The sequence below is a fragment of the bacterium genome, assembly GCA_035549195.1.
Taxonomy (GTDB): domain Bacteria; phylum Oederibacteriota; class Muellerivitia; order Muellerivitales; family Muellerivitaceae; genus DASZRK01.
Genome location: DASZRK010000014.1, coordinates 1 through 18,343, shown reverse-complemented (window position 1 = coordinate 18,343; position 18,343 = coordinate 1). Strand labels below are relative to the sequence as shown.

The window sequence follows — 18,343 nt, the reverse complement described above, 5'->3', positions numbered from 1 at the left end:
TTCCACCCTCCAGACGGGGAAAGGATGATTTAGTTCATAAAAAAACCGGTCAAAGGGAAAAGGGCCTATTTCAGGTGAGATCTTCCAGTTCGATCTTGATCTTGAGTTCCTTCATCAGGTCCTCGTCGATGACCGAAGGGGACCCGGTCATCAGGTCGGTGGCCTTGGCCGTCTTGGGGAAGGCGATGACGTCTCGGATGTTGGGCGAACCGGTCAGGAGCATGATCAGGCGGTCCAGTCCGAAGGCCATGCCGCCGTGGGGGGGCGCCCCATAGGAAAGGGCCTTCAAGAGGAATCCGAAACGTTCCTGGGCGGCCTCAGGGGTGATGTCCAGGATCTTGAAGATCTTCGACTGCAGGGCCTGGTCGTGGATACGGATGGAGCCCCCGCCCACCTCGAAACCGTTGAGGACCAGGTCATAACCCTTGGACTTGGCCTTCATGGGATCGGTATCGAGCAGGGCCGCGTCCGAATCCTTTGGCGAAGTGAAAGGATGGTTCATGGAGAAGGTCCTTCCCTTCTCGTCCTTCCCGAACATGGGGATATCGGTCACCCAGCGGAAGGCCCACTTCGGGCCCTTCTCGATCAGCCCCTTGCGCCGGGCGATCTCCACCCGCAGGGCGCCCAGGGAATCGTTGACCACGTCCACCTGATCGGCACCGAAGAGGAGCAGGTCCCCTTCTTCGCCCTTGAGGGCTTCCAAAAGCTCCTTTTGGACCGCGTCGTTGAAGTACTTGGTGATGTTGGAGTCGAGCTTGCCGTCCTTGACCTTGAACCAGGCCATGCCCTTGGCGCCATATTTGCCGACGAAGGCAGTCAGGTCCTCCAGGTCCTTGCGGGAGAAATCGGCACAACCCTTCGCGTTCAAGGCCTTGACCACGTCACCCCGGGAGGTGACGTCCTTGAAAACCTTGAAATCGGACCTGGCGGCGATCGCGGTCACGTTGACCAGGGGCAGGTCGAACCGCAGGTCCGGCTTGTCGGACCCGTATTTTTCCATGGCCTCCTCGAAGCTGATCCGGGGAAAGGGCGTCTGGATCTCGTCGCCCAGGACCTCTTTAAAGACCGACTTCATGAGGCCCTCGCCCAAGGCATAGATGTCATCCTCATCGATGAAGGACATCTCGATGTCCACCTGGGTGAACTCGGGCTGGCGGTCGGCGCGGGGGTCCTCATCCCGGAAGCAACGGGCGATCTGGTAGTAACGGTCGAACCCGGCCACCATGGACAATTGCTTGAAGATCTGGGGGCTCTGGGGCAGCACGAAGAACTTGCCCGGATAGATGCGGGACGGCACCACGTATTCCCGGGCGCCCTCGGGGGTGTTCTTGATGAGGATGGGGGTCTCGATCTCCAGGAAGCTCTGGGCGTTCATGTAATTGCGGATCGCCTGGGCCGTGCGGTGGCGGGTGACGATATTGTTCTTCAGGTATTGGCGGCGCAGGTCCAGGTAACGGTATTCGAGCCGAACCTCCTCGGCCACGTTGACCTCGTCCTCGATGGGGAAAACAGGGGTCTCGGACTGGTTGAGGACCTTCACCTCGGAACAGCGGATCTCGACCTGGCCCGTGGGGAGTTTCGGGTTCTCGGTGCCCGCCGGACGGCCGGTCACCTCGCCCTTGATGGCCAGGACCCACTCGTTTCGGATCAAGTGGGATTGCTTATGGACCTTATCGGCCAATTGGGGGTCGAAGACCACCTGGGTCACGCCGTAGCGGTCCCGCAGGTCCACGAAAACGAGGCCGCCGTGGTCCCGGCGGTGGTGCACCCAACCCATCAGGATGACGGACTTCCCCACATCGGAGGCCCTTAGGTCCCCGCAGGTATGGCTTCTTTTCCATCCGCCCAAGAACTCGGCCACGATCGACTCCGAAAATTTAATCCGCTGTCATGGCGAGGAATGGCCGCCGAACAGACGGACATCCATCACGAAGCAACCTCGGTCCAAATAACAAAACCGGCCTAAAAGGCCGGTTTTGAAGGACCGCATAATAACACAACCGAAAGGGCTCTCAAGCCAGTTTTAGGGCTCCAAACCCTCCGTGAGGCGTTTCATCAGGTCATAAAGTTCGGCCAAGGTCATTTCCTTGTCCTGCCGTGTGGATAACTGCCGGACCTTGAAGGATTTATGGCTGGGCTGAAAATCGGTGATGGCGTATTCGATGCCGTTCTTCTGGGCGCCTTCCAGTTGCTGGCCGATCTTCTTTTGCTCCAGGGCCGCCTCGACCTGGATCCCCTCGGAGCGGAGCATCTCGGCCAGGGCCAGGATGTCCTTCTCGGGTTGTCCGTTGTTGGCGACGAAAACGCGAGGGGCGTGCGCCGACGCGCCTCCCTTTTGCCGCTCGTTCAAGATGAGCAGGATGCGCTCGAACCCCAGGGAGATGCCCACCGCGGGCGTGTTCTTGGGGCCGCCCAGTTTCTCGATGAGGCCGTCGTAACGACCGCCGCCGCCGATGGAGAAGGCAAAATCCTTGTCCTCGACGTTGATCTCGAAAACGGGGCCCGTGTAATAGTCGAAACCACGGACCAACAAGGGATCGAAGATCACCTGGGCCTCCGGATTCACCGCGTGGACCCTCTGGCGGATACCCTCGATGTGGAGCCAGAGCTTTTCCGCTTCCCCGATCTTGAAGTGGACCGGGTCCAGGGACTTATGAAGGGCGTTCTGGATGAACCCATCCACCTTGTTCAGGACCTCCATGGAATGTCCCAGGGCCTCGATCTCCTTCATCACCTGTTCTTTCGGATGCTTGTCCAGCTTGTCCAGCGCCGCGGCCACCCCGGCCACCTTGCCGCCGTCCACTCCCATTCCGGTCAGGAGCAGGGGCAGGAGACGCTTGTCGCTGATGCGGATCTTGAACTTGCCGACATTGAGCTCCTTCAACACTCGATCGGTGGCCAGGAGCAGTTCCACCTCATAGGTTTCGGACGCCCCGCCGATGATGTCGATATCGCACTGATAGAACTCGCGGTAGCGGCCCTTTTGGGGCCGGTCCGCCCGCCAAACCGGGCCGATGTGATAGCAACGGAAGGGTTTCGGCAGGTCATTGACGTGGTTGGCGTAATAGCGGGCCAGAGGAACGGTCAGGTCGAAGCGGAGGCCCAGATCGACCAGCGCGCCTTCGCCGGTCCCGGATTCCAAGGCCTTCTTCAACTTCTCTCCACGTTTCATCACCTTGAACATCAGCTTCTCGTTCTCCCCGCCACCCTTTCCTTGAAGAACTTCGATATTCTCCATGACCGGGGTATCGATGGGCTGGAAACCATAAAGCTGGTAATGGGACTCGATCAGGCGGATGAGCTTTTGCCGGGATGAGGTTTCTTGAGGCAGCCAATCGCGCATCCCCTCAACCGAACCGAATTTGGTGTTGTCGCTCAAATGAATACTCCATGGAGATTCTTCATCATCGAAAGACACCCCTCACCCTGGCCCTCTCCCCCAAGGGGCGAGGGAACTCGGGTCGGTTCTTATTGGCTATCCGCGTTCATCCCTGGAAAACAGGTTCACTGCACTTGTTGGCGCTTGCCGTCCTGGATCTTGATGACGGGCACCAGTTTATCCGGTTCGTTCTTGCCGGCGTAGTCGATGCTCCCGCACGCGCCATCGAACCCCCGGATCTGCATCAAGTTCGTGTGGATATCGTCCCGGTTCGCGGATTGATTGGCCGCCTGGATGAGCAATCGCATGGCGTCATAGGCCTGCGCCGCGTAAAGGTCCGGGCGTTTGGCGAATTTCTTCACGTAACCCTCGACGAAATGCTTGGCGGCCGACTGCTGGCTGTCCACGTAGAACCCCGTGACGTAGTAGGCCCCCTCCATATCCTTGGCCCCTTCCCGGAGGATGGCGTCATTGTCCCAAAGATGCCCTCCCAAGAAGACCGGGTTCAGGTCGTAGAAATGGATCTGGGAGGTCAGGAGCGGCACCTCGGCCGAGTGGGCCGGCAGGTAGAGGGCCTGGTAGGTGTCCGCCGCCCGGACCAGCGAGACCGGCTTGAAGGGGCTGAAGGGGATCTTGCTTTGATAGAACCGGACCATCTGGTTCCGCTTGGGATCCATCCAGAAGGCCTCGAAGTGGATGTTGTAGTCCCAATTGGGGTAGGTGGTCCAATCTTTCTCGGGGGTCGGCTCCACGATATGGCCGGTGAGGATGATGTTCGCCTGCATGTCATGGGCGACCTCGGCCCATTGGTCGGCGGTGGCGGTCAAGGTGGTCCCCGTCAATTCCACCGGGAGGCGTTGGAGCGACTGCTTCACGATGTCATCGGTCCGGAAGGTAAAAGCATCCTTCCCCTGGAAGGCCTCGCGGACCCCCGCGTTCACGTCCTGGGCGATGGAAGGACAAAGGGTGTTCCCCAGCCCCTCGGCCATGGGGACGAAACCCACGATCGGCGGGTCGGCCGGCTTGACGCTCGAGCTATCCCTCATGTCCTTGACCTTCAGGAGGATCTTCTCGGCTTCCTTGCCGAGGGAATAGCGCAGTTCGCTCCAACGGCGGACATTCTCGCGGTCGTTCTCCTTGTTGATGTTGGGGTCCTGCCCCCCCAAGGTGATCAACTGCTTCTTGAAGTCGGTGGAACCCGGCACATAGACCTCCGAGTCCAGGATGGTCGCCCCCATGGCCTGGACCGTCCTTTGGAACTGGTCGGATAGGGTCTTGCCATAGACATCCTGCGGGGCCAGGATGGCGAATTTCTTGAGCCCCAGCTTCTCGACAGCGAAACGGGCGATGACCCGCCCCTGCATCTCGTTGGTCATGGAATCGCTGAAGATATAGGGTCCCAGGGAAGAGAGCCCGTCCCGGCTGGCCGCCGGACAGATCATGGTGACCCGTCTTTCGTCCGCCAAGGCGCCCACCGCCTGGATATCCCCGGGAGCGACCGGTCCGATGACCGCGTCCAGGCCGTCATCCTGGACCAGGGCCCGGAATTGGGTGACCGCCATGGTGCCGTCGCTGCCCGTGTCCTTGACCACGAGGGACATGTGCTTCTTCGTCCCCCCGTTCTGGTTGGCCTCTTCCACGGCCAAGGCGATGCCGTTCATGACCGAATCCCCGAAGGGCTGGAACTTCCCTGTCTTGGGGATGAGGACCCCCACCCGCCAGCTATCGTCCTGGTGACCCTGCAAGGTCTGCAGCAGAAGCTGGGCCGAGGGAGCGGAGGGATGCTGGGGGCATTGCTGGAGGAAACGGTTCAAGTGGTCGATGGCCTCACCCTGGATCCCCGCCTGGGCTTCCCGGCTGGCCAGCTGGAACTGGGCCGAGCACCGGACGGGCGAATCCGGATAGTTCTGGATGTATTTCTTCAGATCGTCGATCCCCAGGGAATAGGCCAGGATGAAATCCATCATCTGGCGGGCCTGGTTGGAATAGGTCTCCTGGCCGTTCCGGGGAGCGACCTTCTGGAAGGCCGCCAGCGCGGCCAAGTGGTCGCCCTTGTCGAAATAGATCTGGCCCACCATGTATTGGGCCTTGTCCTGGCCTTGGAAATTGTCGGCGCCCAAAAGAAGTTTCTGGTAGGTCTTCAGGGCCTCATCCAACCGCCCTTGGTTGTACTGGTATTGACCGATGGTCAGGAAGGCGGACGCATTGCGGGGACCGGGTTCCGAATCCCCCACCGAAGCCAGGGCCGCTTGGTAATCGGCGTCCAAGACGGGGCTCTTGAGGTCGCTCAAGATGGGGACATTGGGCCCCATCACGCCCGGGATCGTCCCAGGGCCGGGTGTCCCGTTGGGCTTCAGGGCCTCCCGGCCGCCGCAACCCGCGATGAAAAGGAACAATAAAAGGTAAAGACCGCGGTATCTCATGGTTTCCTCACAAGGGGATCGGAAAAAGGAAGGTCAAAATTAGCAAAAAACACCCGGAGAACAAACCCCAAAAGCGGGATAAAGGCCCCGGAACGGCCCCCATCCCCTTCAATCGTTCGTTTTTTTCTTATAAACGTTCAATCCGACCTTCTCGTTGCGTTCCGGCACCGAAACGTTGCCTTCGGTCGAGGCCACGATGATGGTCTTCCCGCTGGAAGAGGGGCCGTATTCCTTCGAAAGGTCCACCTTGATGGTGAGGATGTTCCCTTCCACTTTCATTTCGACGTTCTTCATGGCGACTTCCTTTCAAAAAAGAAGGCCCTATTGAACCACAGAGGCGCGAAGTTCATGAAGAATAGCCTTTTCTTTTTCGGCGCTTTCCTTCGCGTCTTCGCGACCCAAGGGCTTAAGTCTTTCCCGGCGTGATCCCCGACTGCAGGATCCGGAGCATCTCCTCGTCCAGGGGGCCGCTCTTGCCGTTGGCCGCAGGCGGCCAAATGCCGAAATCGAGCCACTTATAGTTCCAGTAGCCCCAGCCAATGCCATGCTCGGTAAAAAGCCCCACTACATCCCGGACCCAGTTAAGACGCGTGGACCGGGCCACTTGTTCATAGACACCGAATTCCCCGCAGTAGACGGGATGCCCTTCCTTCACCAGACGGATGGCGGGCTGCAGGGTCTCCCTCAGCCTCTCCCGGTCCCAGGGCTTGGCCCCTTCGAAGGCCAGGAATTCCCGGGTCACGGGCGGGAGGTCCCGGGCCAGGTATTCCTGGACCCTTGGCAAGGCCCCGGGGTAGGCCACCGTTTCCGGATAGGGATGCCCATCCTTCCACCAAGGCGTGCCCTGGTGGGTAACGAACATGGGGATGTAGAAATGGAAACTATAGACCAGGTTCGGTCCCTGGACCGCTTCGGCCAGGGCGGGAAGGTTCGTGACCAGGCCCCAAAAGGTCGATTCGATCATCAAGGTCCTTTTCGGGTCCTCCATCCTGAGCACCCGGTAGATGCGCGAGGCCACGTGGTTCCAATCCTGGGGGTCCTTGGCGGTGGGCTCATTGAGGACGTCGAACCAGAGCCCGCCCTTCTGCCGCTTCAGGGCATGGGCCAGTTCGGCCCAAAGCCCGCAGAAAGCATCGAGGGCCTTCTCATCCTTCCAAAGATCCTCCTGTTCAGGACGGGCGAAGGAGTGCCAGGGAACCTGGTGGAGGTCCAGGATGGTCATCAGGCCCGCTTCCCGGGCCCAACCCAGGAACTTCTTCAGGAGGGCCAGGCGTTTCTTGTTCAAGGGCCCCCGGCCTTCATCCTCGAAAAGCCAAGGCGCATCCACCGGGAGGCGGACGGAATTGAAACCCCAAGCCGCAATGGTCCGGAGATCTTCCTTTCGAATGAAGGAGCGGGTCCGGGCATCGGAAAGATCGGATTGGGAGATCCAGCCTCCCAGGTTGAAGCCGACGGGGCGGAACAGGGGGATAGGGGTCATGGGTTTCCTCGGGTCAGGGACGGGGCGTCACGGAGCCCAAGATCCCCTTGAAGTTCTCCAGGCAAAAACGCGACCAGCTCTCCACCTCCACGTCCTTGCGGGCCAGGATCGCCTCGGCGGGCAGGAACTCCAACTGGGTGATGGCCCCCTCGGCCTTCGTGACCTCGCCCGGCCCCAATTCCCAGAGATGGACCACGCCAAAATGGACCTTTCCCACCTCGTTGCCGTCGTCATTGATCAGGCCAACCACCCGTTTGGAAAGCACCTCCCCCAGGGAGACCTCCTCGCGGACCTCCCGTTCCACCGCGGCGTCGTAAAGGCCCCGGGGCCCACCGGACGCATTGGAAAAAAGGGAGTCGTCCACCGGATTGATGTGCCCCCCGATCCCGACCGACCCCTTGAGCTGCAGGCGGGATTCGCCGGTCTTCTTTCCCCGGACATAGAAAAGAACGCGGCCGTCCCGGACCAAGAGGACGTAAGGGATGAGCTGCTTGAGGGCGAAGTCCTTTTCCGCGTGCTCCCGGAGGGTGAACTTCAATTCACCGCTCCCAAAGATCGGATCCAGATAACGGGCATGATCGGACGAAAAGCCCTGGAAGGCGCCCAGCTCGTCCAAGAGCCGCCTGGGGAAAGTGAGGACCTGCTCGGAAGGTTTCATGGTTCCATTTCGACCGGCCGGGCCGGGAATTCAGGCTTGGGCGGACGCCAGCCCGTGCGCGGATTCCCGGACCTTTTCCAGCATCTCGGGGAAAAGTTCGGGGGGGTAGCAGAAGAAGGGATATTCCCGGTAGCCCAGGACCTCCTTGGTCTTCTGGACCTTTTCAATATCCAGCATCCCCTTCTCCAACGACTTGAGGGGTTCGGTATAGCGTTCGAAAAGCACGTGGTTGATCTCTTTGATCTTGTAGGAGGCTTGGGTCTTGTAGGTCGGGTTCTGCAGCGCCTCGACCCATTTCCCCTTGGCGCCGGCCAGGCTCTTGAGGTAGGGGTCCTCCAGGGCCTTCTTGAAGCCATCCTGCATGAAGCCGGGAAGTTCCCGCTTCCATTGGTCCTGGCGCGTGAAAAGGTACTCGGGGTTCTTCTCCAGGGCACGCGACCACCATTGCACCTTGGGCTCATATCCCGCCACCGTCTCCACGCTGCGGCTGCCCTCCGGGTCCACCAGGTAGGTGGCGGTGGCCACGCCGTAGGCGAGGGGTTTGAGTTTGAAGAACCGGGTGAAGAGCAGGTCCCCCACCTCCTCATAGGCGCCGCCGCCCACGCCGTGGATGAAGAAGTCGCAAAGGTACATGCGGCAGAAGAGGGTTTGGGGGATGGCCTTGGGCCAGATGGCCAGGCTCAAGCGGGAAAGCTCCTCCTCCATCGCCTCGGTCGAGAGTTGGAAGGTCCCTTCCCCGCCCTGGAGCTTGAGGGTCACGTGCTTCCCGTCGTTCTTGGCCCAGAGGGAATGGCGTTGGTGATACTTGGTGGCGCCCCAGAAGGGGATCTCGAACCACCAATTCTCGAACTTGAGGTTCGGCATGGGGTTCAGGTCGTGGGTGATGCCGTGCTTCTGGCGGTATTCGTTCAAGGATTGGTTGTAGTCATCGTTGAGCTCGGGCAGGTTCTTCAACCATTCGGCGACGAAATGGTGGAAAGGCGCCGAAGACCAGATCTTGTGGGCCTCCAGGTAGAACCGGTGGGTCCCGCAAAGCTCGTCCAGGATGTCCAGGCTGTTCAAATGGAAGGAATTCCAGGTGGCGGTCTTGGTGAACCCCTTACGCAACTTCTCCTCGTAGGCCTTCACGTTGGCCTTCACCGGGGCCGGGGCATAGACCTGGGCATCGGTGAATATCTTGTTGAGGGCCGTCTCGTCGGGCACCGGCAGGTAGCAATAGGGCGTGGTCCTTTCCTGGTGCTGATGGTCCTTGGTGCTGTAAAGATCGATGATCTTGCGGCGGGAGTGGCCGTCCTCCTCGACCTCGGGCATGCAATGCAGGTGCTCCGGGGACAGGGCGGTGTCGGTGACCTTGTGCAGGGCCGACCCCTGGACGGACTCGGCCAGGATGCTGGCGGCCAGGCACTTCACCCAGAGACCGGGATGGAAAAGGACCGGTTGGTGGCCGGAAAGGATCAGGGGATGGGCGGTCGGGAGCTTATAGGCTTCCCGGACCTTGTGGGGGGAAAGACCCCAGAAGGTCTCCTTGACCAGCCTTTCCCGGTTGCGGAGGGCTTCTTCCTTCCATTGGGCGATGGGCGGCTGGAAGAACATCCCGCCATGTTCGCCTGGGATCTGTTCGTTCAAATCGTTCAAGACCCATCCCTTTCAAGCGGCGGTTCGGATGTCATTTTACGCCCGAAACCACGTTCGGGCACCCTGGAATGTCCGGCAGGGACCGGACCGTTCAAGCGGTTGAAATGGGCTTCAGGCCCAGGCGTTTGGATTCCCGCTCCATCACGTCCAGATAGTGGTTTAAACGTTCATCCCGGTTCGCGAACTGGTTGTTGAAGTTGCGGCTATGGTCCTTGTAGATCAAGGGCACGGGTTTTTCGGTCACGGTCAATCCCGCCTTGGCCGCCCGCAACCAGAACTGGATGGGGAACCCGTAGTTGGTCTCGTCCAGGTCCAACCGCCGCAAGGCGTCCACCCGGTAGGCCTTGAAACCGCAGAAGCTGTCGGTCAGGTCATAGCCCGTCAAGGGGCGGAGCTTGGCGGTGATCAGACGGTTCACCTCCAGCCGTTCCGGCGGGGGCGCATCCCCGGAAATGGAAGGGTCCAGGTAGCGGCTTCCTGAAACGATGTCGAACCGTTCCAGGCCTTCCAAAAGGCTCGGGATGAAGGCGGGCTCATGCTGCTCGTCGGCATCCATCGTGACGCAATGCCGGTAATCATGGCTCTTGGCGTAATCGAAGGCGTCCATCAAGGACCGGCCGTAACCCTGGTTGGGATCGTGCCGGACGATCCCCGCCACCCGGATCCTCTCCAGGATGGAAGGGGTCGCGTCCGTGGAGCCGTCGTCCACAATGACCACATCAGCACCAGGGACCTGTTCGACCCGGCGGACGACCCGCTCCAAGGTCGGGGCTTCGTTATAAACGGGCAACAGGACGGCGAAACGTTCGCTCACAGGGACCTCGGGTTTGGATGGATGGGATAGGCCTTCGGCATAACGGCCTTCAGGGGAGCTTGGGAATGGTCCCTGACTCGACCGTCGGCGTGGGCTCATCGCCCAGGGGCATCAACTGCGGGATCGGCGTGGGGGTCGGGACCGTCCCGGCGGGTGGCGGCGCCAGGGATCCATTGGACGAAGGCATGGGGGGCGGGGCGGAAGGAACCGGGGTGGCGGCCGCCGCGGGTGCGGGCGTCCCGGTCCCCTTCGCGTCGGGGGTCGGATAAGCCTGGGCCACCTTCTTGTCGAACTTGGCGATCTGTTCCGCCTGTTTCTTGCTCAGCAGGGGCTTGCGGATGTCGGCTTCGTGCTGTTTGGCCTCGGGGTCGCCCGGAACGATCCGGGAATATTCGCCCCAGTGGTAGAGCGCCAGTCCCATCTCCTCGTCCCTTTCATAGATCAGGGCCACCTGACGGTGCGCCTTGGCCTGCTCGTTATCCACCGCCAGGATGCGGAGATATTCCTGCCGGGCATTGTTCCAGTCCCGGATGCTTTCGTAATGCTCGGCCATACGGTAATGGGCCGGGATGTTGTAGGGGTTCAGGTCGGTGGAGGCCTGGTATTGTTGGAGGGCCTTCTTTTCCTCGCCCATGTCCGAATAGGCGTCCCCTAGCTTGCTACGGGCCTGGGTGTCAAGGGGGTCCACCTGGACCGCCTGGCGGTAATAGGCGATGGCCTCGTCGTTCCTGGCTTGGGCCCGGTAGACGTCCCCCAGGCGCTCGTAAACGGACCCGTTGTCCGGGATCTCCCGCAGGGCCTTCTTCAGTTCCTGGGCCGCCACGGCATAGTGCTTTTGACCCAAGGCCGACAGGCCAAGATTGTAATGGGCGGGCGCGAAGTTCGGATCGATCAGAAGGGCCTTCTTCGCCCAAAAGTCCGCCTGCGGATAGACCCCCTTTTGGAGATAGACATATCCTTTGTTGGAAAGGGCTTGGAGGTAATTGGGCCGGAGCGAGAGGGCTTTGTCGAACTGCACCAGGGCGTCGTCCAAGGCGTCCTTGCGGGCGTAAAGTTCCCCCAGGTTGTTGTGGGCCTGGGCGTTATAAGGGTCCTTTTCGATGGCCTCTTTGTAATAGTCGATCGCCGTTTCGATCTTCCGCTCGTTCTTGTAGATGTTGCCCTTATCGAGGAAATATTGGCTGTTTTCCTGCGCCGCAAGGGCCGGAAGGACGGGGAGAAGGAGACCCAGGAGGAAGGTTGCGGTTTTAGGGGAAAAGAGGGGCATGCGGTTCCTTGGTGGACTTTGGAAGCAGCAAACGATTTTACGTAAGGGGTTTTGGACCGTCAATGTTCAAAAGCCGCCGTTAAACCGTTAAGGCCAGCTTTTTCGCGGCTCCCAATAATGCCTTCACTTCCCGGATGCTCGGGGCTTCGGCATAAAGACGCAGGAGGGGCTCGGTCCCCGAGGACCGCAGGAGGACCCATCCCTTTTCCAGTTTCAGCTTCACCCCGTCGAGGGCCTGGACCCCCGTCACCCGGTGTCCCGCGATCCGCGACGGGGCGGCCTTCCGGACCCTGGCCAGGATGGCCGCCTGCCGCTCGGCCGGGACGTTCCCCAGGTCCGACCGGTCGTAATGGAAGGGACCGTACTTTTCCTGGAAATATCCCACCACTTCCGAGACCTTCTTCCCCATGGTCACCAGGGCCTCCATCAGATAAAGGGCGGACAATAGACCGTCCCTCTCCGGCAGGTGTCCCTTGAAGGCGATGCCGCCGCTCTCCTCCAGCCCCAAGAGGATGTCCTTTTTCAACATGACCGCGCCGATGTGCTTGAACCCGATGGACGTCTCATCCAGGGGTGCCCCCAGTTCCTTGGCCATGCGTTCGATCATGAGGGTTCCCGAGACCGTCTTGACCACGCCTCCCCGCATGCCCCGGTGGACCCAAAGATGGTAAAGGAGGATGGCGTGGAGCTTGTGGACATCCACGAACCTCCCCTTCTCATCCATCATCCCGATGCGGTCCCCATCCCCGTCGGTGGCGAAACCCACTTGGGCCTTCCGGGACCGGATCGCCTTGGACAAGGGTCCCAGATTGGGACCGATGGGTTCCGGCTGGCGTCCGCCGAAATCATCGGACCTTTGGGCGGCGATGGTCCAGACCCGCGTCCGGGCCGAGGCCACCAACCTTTCGAAATGCCGCTCACCGACCCCATGCATGGAATCCACCACGACCCGGAATCCCGACCCCTTCAAGGCCTTCAGGTCCACCTTCTCCCGGAGGGTCCGGAGATAGGGCCCCAGCCAATCCGCCTTGGGCAGGCTTCTCTTCGCCGTCGCGGACGGGGGCAGCTTCGGAAGACCCTTTTCTATCCTTTGGGTGAACTCACGAGGCGCCGAAACGCCCGGGAACAGCTTCACCTTGAAACCGTTGTAGGCACCCTGGTTGTGGCTCGCGGTGATCATGACCCCCGCGGCCGCTCTTTGGTCCTTGACCGCGAGGGAAAGGGCCGGCGTGGGAAGGGAGCGGGAGGCCAAAATGACCTTGTGCCCCAAGGCGGCCAAGACCTCGGCCGCGGACCGGGCAAAGAGGGGGGAATCCTTGCGGGTGTCATAGCCGATGAAGACGCGGCTTCGAGCCTTCAAGGCCCGGCCCAAACCTTGCGCGACGCGCCGCACATTGGGCACCGTGAAGGCGCCGTCCATGCGGGCCCGCCAGCCATCGGTCCCGAATTTGATCTCGTCCATGGCGTTCATTCTATCGGGAAACACCGCGGACCGGGATCCGGGCTTCAATAGAGGATGAAGCCGACCGCCGAACGGGCGGGAACGGGCAACACCAACGGCCGGTCGTTCTTGAAGGTGGCCCGATAGGGCGGGATGGCATCGATGGGGAAAGGCCCCCCGCCGCCCAGGGGCCCGGGTTCGCCGTCCCAGAAGACCTGTTTGTCGTTCATGTCCTTGCCCGAAAGAATCCAGCCCATCAGTTTCCCCTTGGGGACGAAGCCGGTCAGATCGAAATAAGCGGACTGGTTCCGGTCGTTCTCGTTGATCAGCACCACGCCCAGCTCCCCGCCCGCGAAACGGCTGGCATAGACCTTGACCGTCGGGCTCGAGCTTTCCGAAGCCACCAGGTGGTCCCCGAAGGCCCGGGAATAGAGGGCGTAGGCATAATAGGAAGGCCGGGGCGTGCCGTCGGCGGTGGAGTTGTCGCCGGAGGCCAGCATGGCCATGTCGCCCCGCAGTTTGGAATCCAACCCGTTCTTCCAATCCCAATAGTTGGAGCAAGCGTAACCGGCCTTGAGCTGCTCCCCCAGCACCTCGGCGGTGAAAAGCCCATTGATCAACTCGATGGTGGGTTCCGGGGAGGCATTGACCAGGTTGAACTCGGTCAGGGCCACCGGCAGGCCGGATTCGGACGGGGCGTTCTGTTCCACCATCTTGGCCAGGGAAGCCTTATCGTCGTCCAAGTGGGTCAGGTTCCCGAAAAGGACCTCGTTGGTGGGGTTGGTGTAGCTGTCCCCGCTGAAGGGCCACATGAAATACTGGTGTAGGATCAAGAAATCGGCCTTCCCATGGAGCTCGGGCAGGAGGGTGGCCGTCCACCGGCGGTGGCCGTCCCACTCGCCTGCCCCGTCCTTCTCATAGGCCACCGCCCCGATCTTGATGTCGGGATCCACTTTCCGCATCGCGTCCGCGATGACCGCCAGATCCTTCCCATAAACATCCCCCGTCAATTGGGGTTTTCCGTCCACGGTATTCCCCTGCTCCCAGTTCCCGTAAAGCTCGTTGCCGATCTCCCAATAACGGACCTTGAACTTCTTCTCGATGTTGAAGTATTTGACCCAGCGGGCGGCCAGGTCCGCCGCGTATTGGACGTCGGCATAACGGGCGGCTCCATAGTTCGCCGTCACGATGGCCTCGGACCCGGTCGCCTTGCAGAACTGGATGAAATCGTCCGTCGAGACCGCCCAGGCGGCGTTCATATGGGCTGGATCGTTCTCTTTCTGCGGAGGACGGTCGTATTTCCCATCCCAGTGGTAGACATCCGAAGCGCTCCCGCCCGGCCAGCGCCAGAAGCGGATGCCTGATTGCTTGGCTTTTTCGATGCGGTCGGGATCCAGGAACCAGCTCTTGGAGTCCCACCAGGCCACGTTATTGCCGAAGGAGTAGGGATTGACGCCCCGCAGGACCTGGGTGGCGTCCACCTTCACCTCCACCTTGGTCCCGAAGGGAAAACGCCAAGGTTTCCCCTCGACCTGGAAGGCCGGGGCCTGTTTGGAGAAGGTGGTCGGTGCCGCCCCATTGGCGGCCGGCCAAAGTTCAAAGGCACTGTCCTTCGACGTTTGGGGCGCTACACCGTCGGCCAAAACCGCCGCCGAAACGAAGAAACAAACTAAGAAGGTACGGCAGACCATGGATTCGCCCTTTCCAAACGGCAAAGAATCACAGCAAAACCAATTCAGCCACCGATAAACACCGATGAACTCCGATGGCTTCGAACGATCAAGTCCGACGTTCGACATCGGTGTTCATCCCCTTCATCGGCGGCTCATTTTCGATATTAATAAAGGACCAAACCCACCGCCGAAGCAGCGGGCAGGTTGAGCGCCAAGGGCTTTTTCGCGTTGAATTTCAGGGTATAGTTCGGGATGGGATCGATGGGGAACGGACCGCCACCCCCCTTCGGACCCGCCACCCCGTTCCAACTCACTTGGTAGTCGTTCAGGGTCTTTCCGGTGAGGACCCAACCCATCAAGCTTCCCTTGAGCTTCGCGCCCGAAAGGTCGAGGGAAAGGCTCCGGGCCTTTTCATCCTCGTTCACCAGGACGATCCCAGGTTGTCCGCCGGCGAACCGGGTGGCATAGACCTTGACCTGAGGGTCCGAGCTGGAAGCTTCCACCATGTGATCCCCCATGGCCCGGGTACAAAGGGCGAAGGAGTAGTAGGAAGGCCGCGGCGTATTGTCCGGCACCTTCGGGTCGTTCGAGGCCAAGAGGGCCATGTCCCCCTTGAGCTTGCCGTCCAGTCCGTTCTTCCAATCCCAATGGTTGACGGCCACATAACCGGCCTTGATGGCCTCCCCGAGCACCTCGACGGTGAAAAGGCCGTTGATCAACTGGATGCTCTGCGGAGGCGAGGCATTGACCAGGTTGAACTCGGTCAAGGCCACCGGGATGTCCATCTCGCCCGGGGCGTATTTGTAGACCAGTCCCGCCACGCTTTCCTTGGCCTCCGGGATCTCGCGGACATTCCCGAAAAGCACCTCGTTCTTGGGGTCGGAGTAGACATCCCCATTGAAAGGCCACATGAAATACTGGTGGAGGATGAGGTAATCGATCTTATTGTCGAGGGTAGGCAACAGGTCCCGCATCCACCAATGGAAGCCCACCCAGTCGGTCCCATCGTCATGTTCCACCGAGTCGACCCCGATATAGATGTCCGGGTCCGCCTTCCGCATGGCCGCCGCCATCACTAGGGCGTCCTTTCCATAGACATCCCCCGTCAATTGGGGTTTTCCCTCGATCTTATTGCCCTCTTCCCAGGGGCCATGGCATTCGTTGCCGATCTCCCAGTAACGCACCTTGAAATTCTTCTCGTTGAAGTGCTGGATCCAGCGGGAGGCCAGGTCCGCGGCGGCGGCTGGACTGTCGTAGCGGGCCGCTCCGTAGTTGGCGGTCACGATGGCCTCGGACCCGGTCTCGCGGCAGAACTGGATGAAATCATCGGTCAGGATCATGCCGGGACCCGTCATGCGGGTGGCGTCGCCGCCGTCATGTTCCTTCAGGTGCTTCCCATAGTTGCCATCCCAATGGTAGCTGTCGGAGGAACTGCCCCCGGGCCAGCGCCAAAAACGGATGCCGGACTGCTTGGCCTTCGCGATCCGGTCCGGGTCCAGGGCCCAGTCCTTCCCATCCCACCAGTCGATATTGCAGCCGAACTGATAGGGGGTGATGGGCGCGATGACCTTGCCCAGGTCGATCTTGACCTCGACCTTGGCGCCCTTGGGGAATTTCCAGGCTTTTCCTTTCTTGGACAGGGCCGGGGCTTCCTTGGTGAAGGCCGTGGGCGTGGCGTCATTGGTCACAGGCCAAAGTTCGAAAGGCCCGCCCCGAGCCTCGCCGAGGAGCTTGCCCCGAGCCCCGTCGAGGGGCTTCATCCGGGCCGAGGCCTCGGGGGACGGGTTGGGTGCCGGGCCGTCGGCAAGGACAGGGGCCGTCGCCAAGGCGAGGATGGCGAGAACGAAGAACCGGTTCAACTTTTTCATGGGAACCTTTCCAAGGGAAGTGGCGGAGATTCTAACACGGGCTGGACAGATCCAACCCGCTCTAGCGGGTTTTGACCCAAACTTCCCCGTTTTCCACGAGAGTGGGATAGGTGACCAGGGAAAGGTCCGGCTCGTTATAGCAATAACCCGTCTCGATGTTCATGCGGTAGCCGTGGGCGGTGCAAAGGATGGTATCGCCGACACAGTTCATGGGCCTTAGCCGAACATCCTGGTGGGCGCAATAGACCCCCGTGGCATAGACCTTGTCCCCCCGGCGATGGAGCAGGAGGGGCAAGGGGCCCAATTCGACCTCGGCCGACTTGCCGTCCACCAGGTCCTGGAGTAACGCCGCCTTTTCATAACCAGCCTCGATCATAGCTGGGATCCATCCCCTAGGACGGTGTCCAAGGGAACCTCTTCCCCCGGCCGCACCACGCACCCCTTGCCCAAGATGGACTCTTCCAGCCGTGCTCCGGGCCCGACCTGGACCCCGGCCCAGAGCAGACTTTGGGAGACCAGGGCCTCTTTCCCAATATGACAAGCCGGCCCCAAGACGCTCAAGGGCCCGATCACGGCCCCTTCTTCCAGAACGCATCTTTCCCCGATATAAGCGGGTCCCTTCAGCCGGACCTTCTTCCCGATCCTTACGCCCTTCCCCAGATAAACCCCTCGTACCTTCTTTTGATAGGGACCATGGACCGGGAAAGCGCCCTTCAGGACGTCCCATTGGGTCGTCAGGTATTTACGGGGAGTTCCAATGTCCTGCCAATAGCCCTTCCAGACAAAGCCCCCGAAGGGTTCCTGGGCGGCCAAAAGCCCGGGGAAAAGCCCCCGTTCCGCGGAATAATTCTGGCCGGAGGGAATATGGTCGAAGACCCGGGGCTCGAAGAGATAGACCCCCGCGTTGATGGTGTCCGTCACGACCTGATCGGGGCTCGGCTTTTCCAGGAATTTCTCGATACGTCCCTTCTTATCCAGCAAGACGAGGCCATAGGCCGTGGGGTCCGCCACGCGGAAAAGGCCCAGGGTCGCGAGATTCCGGGCCTTGCGGTGATGGGCGATCATTTTCTTCAAAGGGATATCGGTCAGGATGTCCCCGTTCAGGACCACCACCGGATGCCCTTTCACGAAGCGTTCCGCGTTCTTGATGGCCCCGGCGGTCCCCAGTGGTTCCTTCTCCAGGGCGTAATGGATCCGCATCCCCATTTTCCGGCCGTCCCCATAGACCTTCTGGATCTCCTTGGGCCGGTAGCCCACCGACAGTGCAACCTCCCGGATCCCGGCCTTTTTAAGGTAGTTGAATTGATAGGTCAGGAAAGGGGCCCCGCAGAGGGGCACGATGTTCTTCGGGACATGGTCGGTCAGGGGCCGCATGCGGGTCCCCTGGCCCCCGACGAGGATGATGGCTTTCACTCAATGCTCCGCATCGAGTTAGAGGTCAGGAGTTGGAAGTTGGGAGCCCGCCGTCAGCCCCTTATTCCCTACTCCACACCCCTAACTGCCTTTTCTGTAGTAAGCGACCGTCTCCGCCAGTCCCGCCGCGAGATCATATCGGGGTTCCCACTTCAAACCGGCCTTGGCCTTGGAAGGGTCCAGGACGCTCTTTTGAAGGTCGCCCAAGCGTGGCACGGTCCTTTTGGGCGAAGCCTTGTAGCCGGTGGCTTGGGCCAATGTTTCGAAAAGTCCGTTGGTGGTCGTTCCCACC

Annotated in this window: 15 protein-coding genes; all 15 read right to left on the bottom strand. The window is 60.7% G+C overall.

The window, feature by feature from the left end; genetic code table 11:
- Window positions 1-70: 70 nt before the first annotated feature.
- Entirely contained in the window at window positions 71-1,861 is a 1,791-nt protein-coding gene (aspS, locus tag VHE12_02700) for an aspartate--tRNA ligase (GenBank protein HVZ79693.1), read from the bottom strand.
- A gap of 162 nt (window positions 1,862-2,023) precedes the next feature.
- Window positions 2,024-3,379 carry a histidine--tRNA ligase gene (hisS, locus tag VHE12_02695; GenBank protein ID HVZ79692.1) on the bottom strand — a complete coding sequence of 452 codons (1,356 nt, stop codon included), beginning with the start codon at window positions 3,377-3,379 and terminating at the stop codon, window positions 2,024-2,026.
- 125 nt (window positions 3,380-3,504) lie between these two features.
- On the bottom strand, window positions 3,505-5,802 hold the full coding sequence (locus VHE12_02690) for a penicillin-binding protein activator (protein HVZ79691.1): 2,298 nt from the start codon (window positions 5,800-5,802) through the stop codon (window positions 3,505-3,507).
- 108 nt (window positions 5,803-5,910) lie between these two features.
- Window positions 5,911-6,096, bottom strand: a complete 186-nt coding sequence (locus tag VHE12_02685) for a hypothetical protein (protein HVZ79690.1) — start codon at window positions 6,094-6,096, stop codon at window positions 5,911-5,913.
- Between the two features lie 112 nt (window positions 6,097-6,208).
- Complete coding sequence (locus tag VHE12_02680; protein ID HVZ79689.1) at window positions 6,209-7,282, bottom strand: cellulase family glycosylhydrolase; 1,074 nt, start codon at window positions 7,280-7,282, stop codon at window positions 6,209-6,211.
- 13 nt (window positions 7,283-7,295) lie between these two features.
- Window positions 7,296-7,940, bottom strand: coding sequence for a hypothetical protein (locus tag VHE12_02675; protein HVZ79688.1), 645 nt, complete (start codon window positions 7,938-7,940; stop codon window positions 7,296-7,298).
- Window positions 7,941-7,970: 30 nt separating this feature from the next.
- Complete coding sequence (locus VHE12_02670) at window positions 7,971-9,575, bottom strand: hypothetical protein (protein HVZ79687.1); 1,605 nt, start codon at window positions 9,573-9,575, stop codon at window positions 7,971-7,973.
- 91 nt (window positions 9,576-9,666) lie between these two features.
- Entirely contained in the window at window positions 9,667-10,389 is a 723-nt protein-coding gene (locus VHE12_02665) for a glycosyltransferase family 2 protein (GenBank protein HVZ79686.1), read from the bottom strand.
- 49 nt (window positions 10,390-10,438) lie between these two features.
- Window positions 10,439-11,656 carry a tetratricopeptide repeat protein gene (locus VHE12_02660; GenBank protein HVZ79685.1) on the bottom strand — a complete coding sequence of 406 codons (1,218 nt, stop codon included), beginning with the start codon at window positions 11,654-11,656 and terminating at the stop codon, window positions 10,439-10,441.
- A 79-nt stretch (window positions 11,657-11,735) separates the two neighbouring features.
- Window positions 11,736-13,118 (bottom strand): phosphoglucomutase/phosphomannomutase family protein, encoded by a 1,383-nt coding sequence (locus VHE12_02655; protein ID HVZ79684.1) that lies wholly within the window; start codon window positions 13,116-13,118, stop codon window positions 11,736-11,738.
- Between the two features lie 44 nt (window positions 13,119-13,162).
- Window positions 13,163-14,788 (bottom strand): hypothetical protein, encoded by a 1,626-nt coding sequence (locus VHE12_02650; protein HVZ79683.1) that lies wholly within the window; start codon window positions 14,786-14,788, stop codon window positions 13,163-13,165.
- A 146-nt stretch (window positions 14,789-14,934) separates the two neighbouring features.
- Window positions 14,935-16,638 (bottom strand): hypothetical protein, encoded by a 1,704-nt coding sequence (locus VHE12_02645; protein HVZ79682.1) that lies wholly within the window; start codon window positions 16,636-16,638, stop codon window positions 14,935-14,937.
- A 61-nt stretch (window positions 16,639-16,699) separates the two neighbouring features.
- The gene (locus VHE12_02640; GenBank protein HVZ79681.1) at window positions 16,700-17,014 is read right to left on the bottom strand and encodes a Rieske 2Fe-2S domain-containing protein; all 315 of its coding nucleotides are present in this window, start codon (window positions 17,012-17,014) and stop codon (window positions 16,700-16,702) included.
- Entirely contained in the window at window positions 17,011-18,051 is a 1,041-nt protein-coding gene (locus VHE12_02635; GenBank protein ID HVZ79680.1) for an NDP-sugar synthase, read from the bottom strand. Before VHE12_02635 ends, VHE12_02640 begins: the two co-directional genes overlap by 4 nt.
- Window positions 18,052-18,132: 81 nt before the next feature.
- Window positions 18,133-18,343: UDP-glucose 4-epimerase (locus VHE12_02630; protein HVZ79679.1), on the bottom strand; the 211-nt coding region annotated here is incomplete at its 5' end.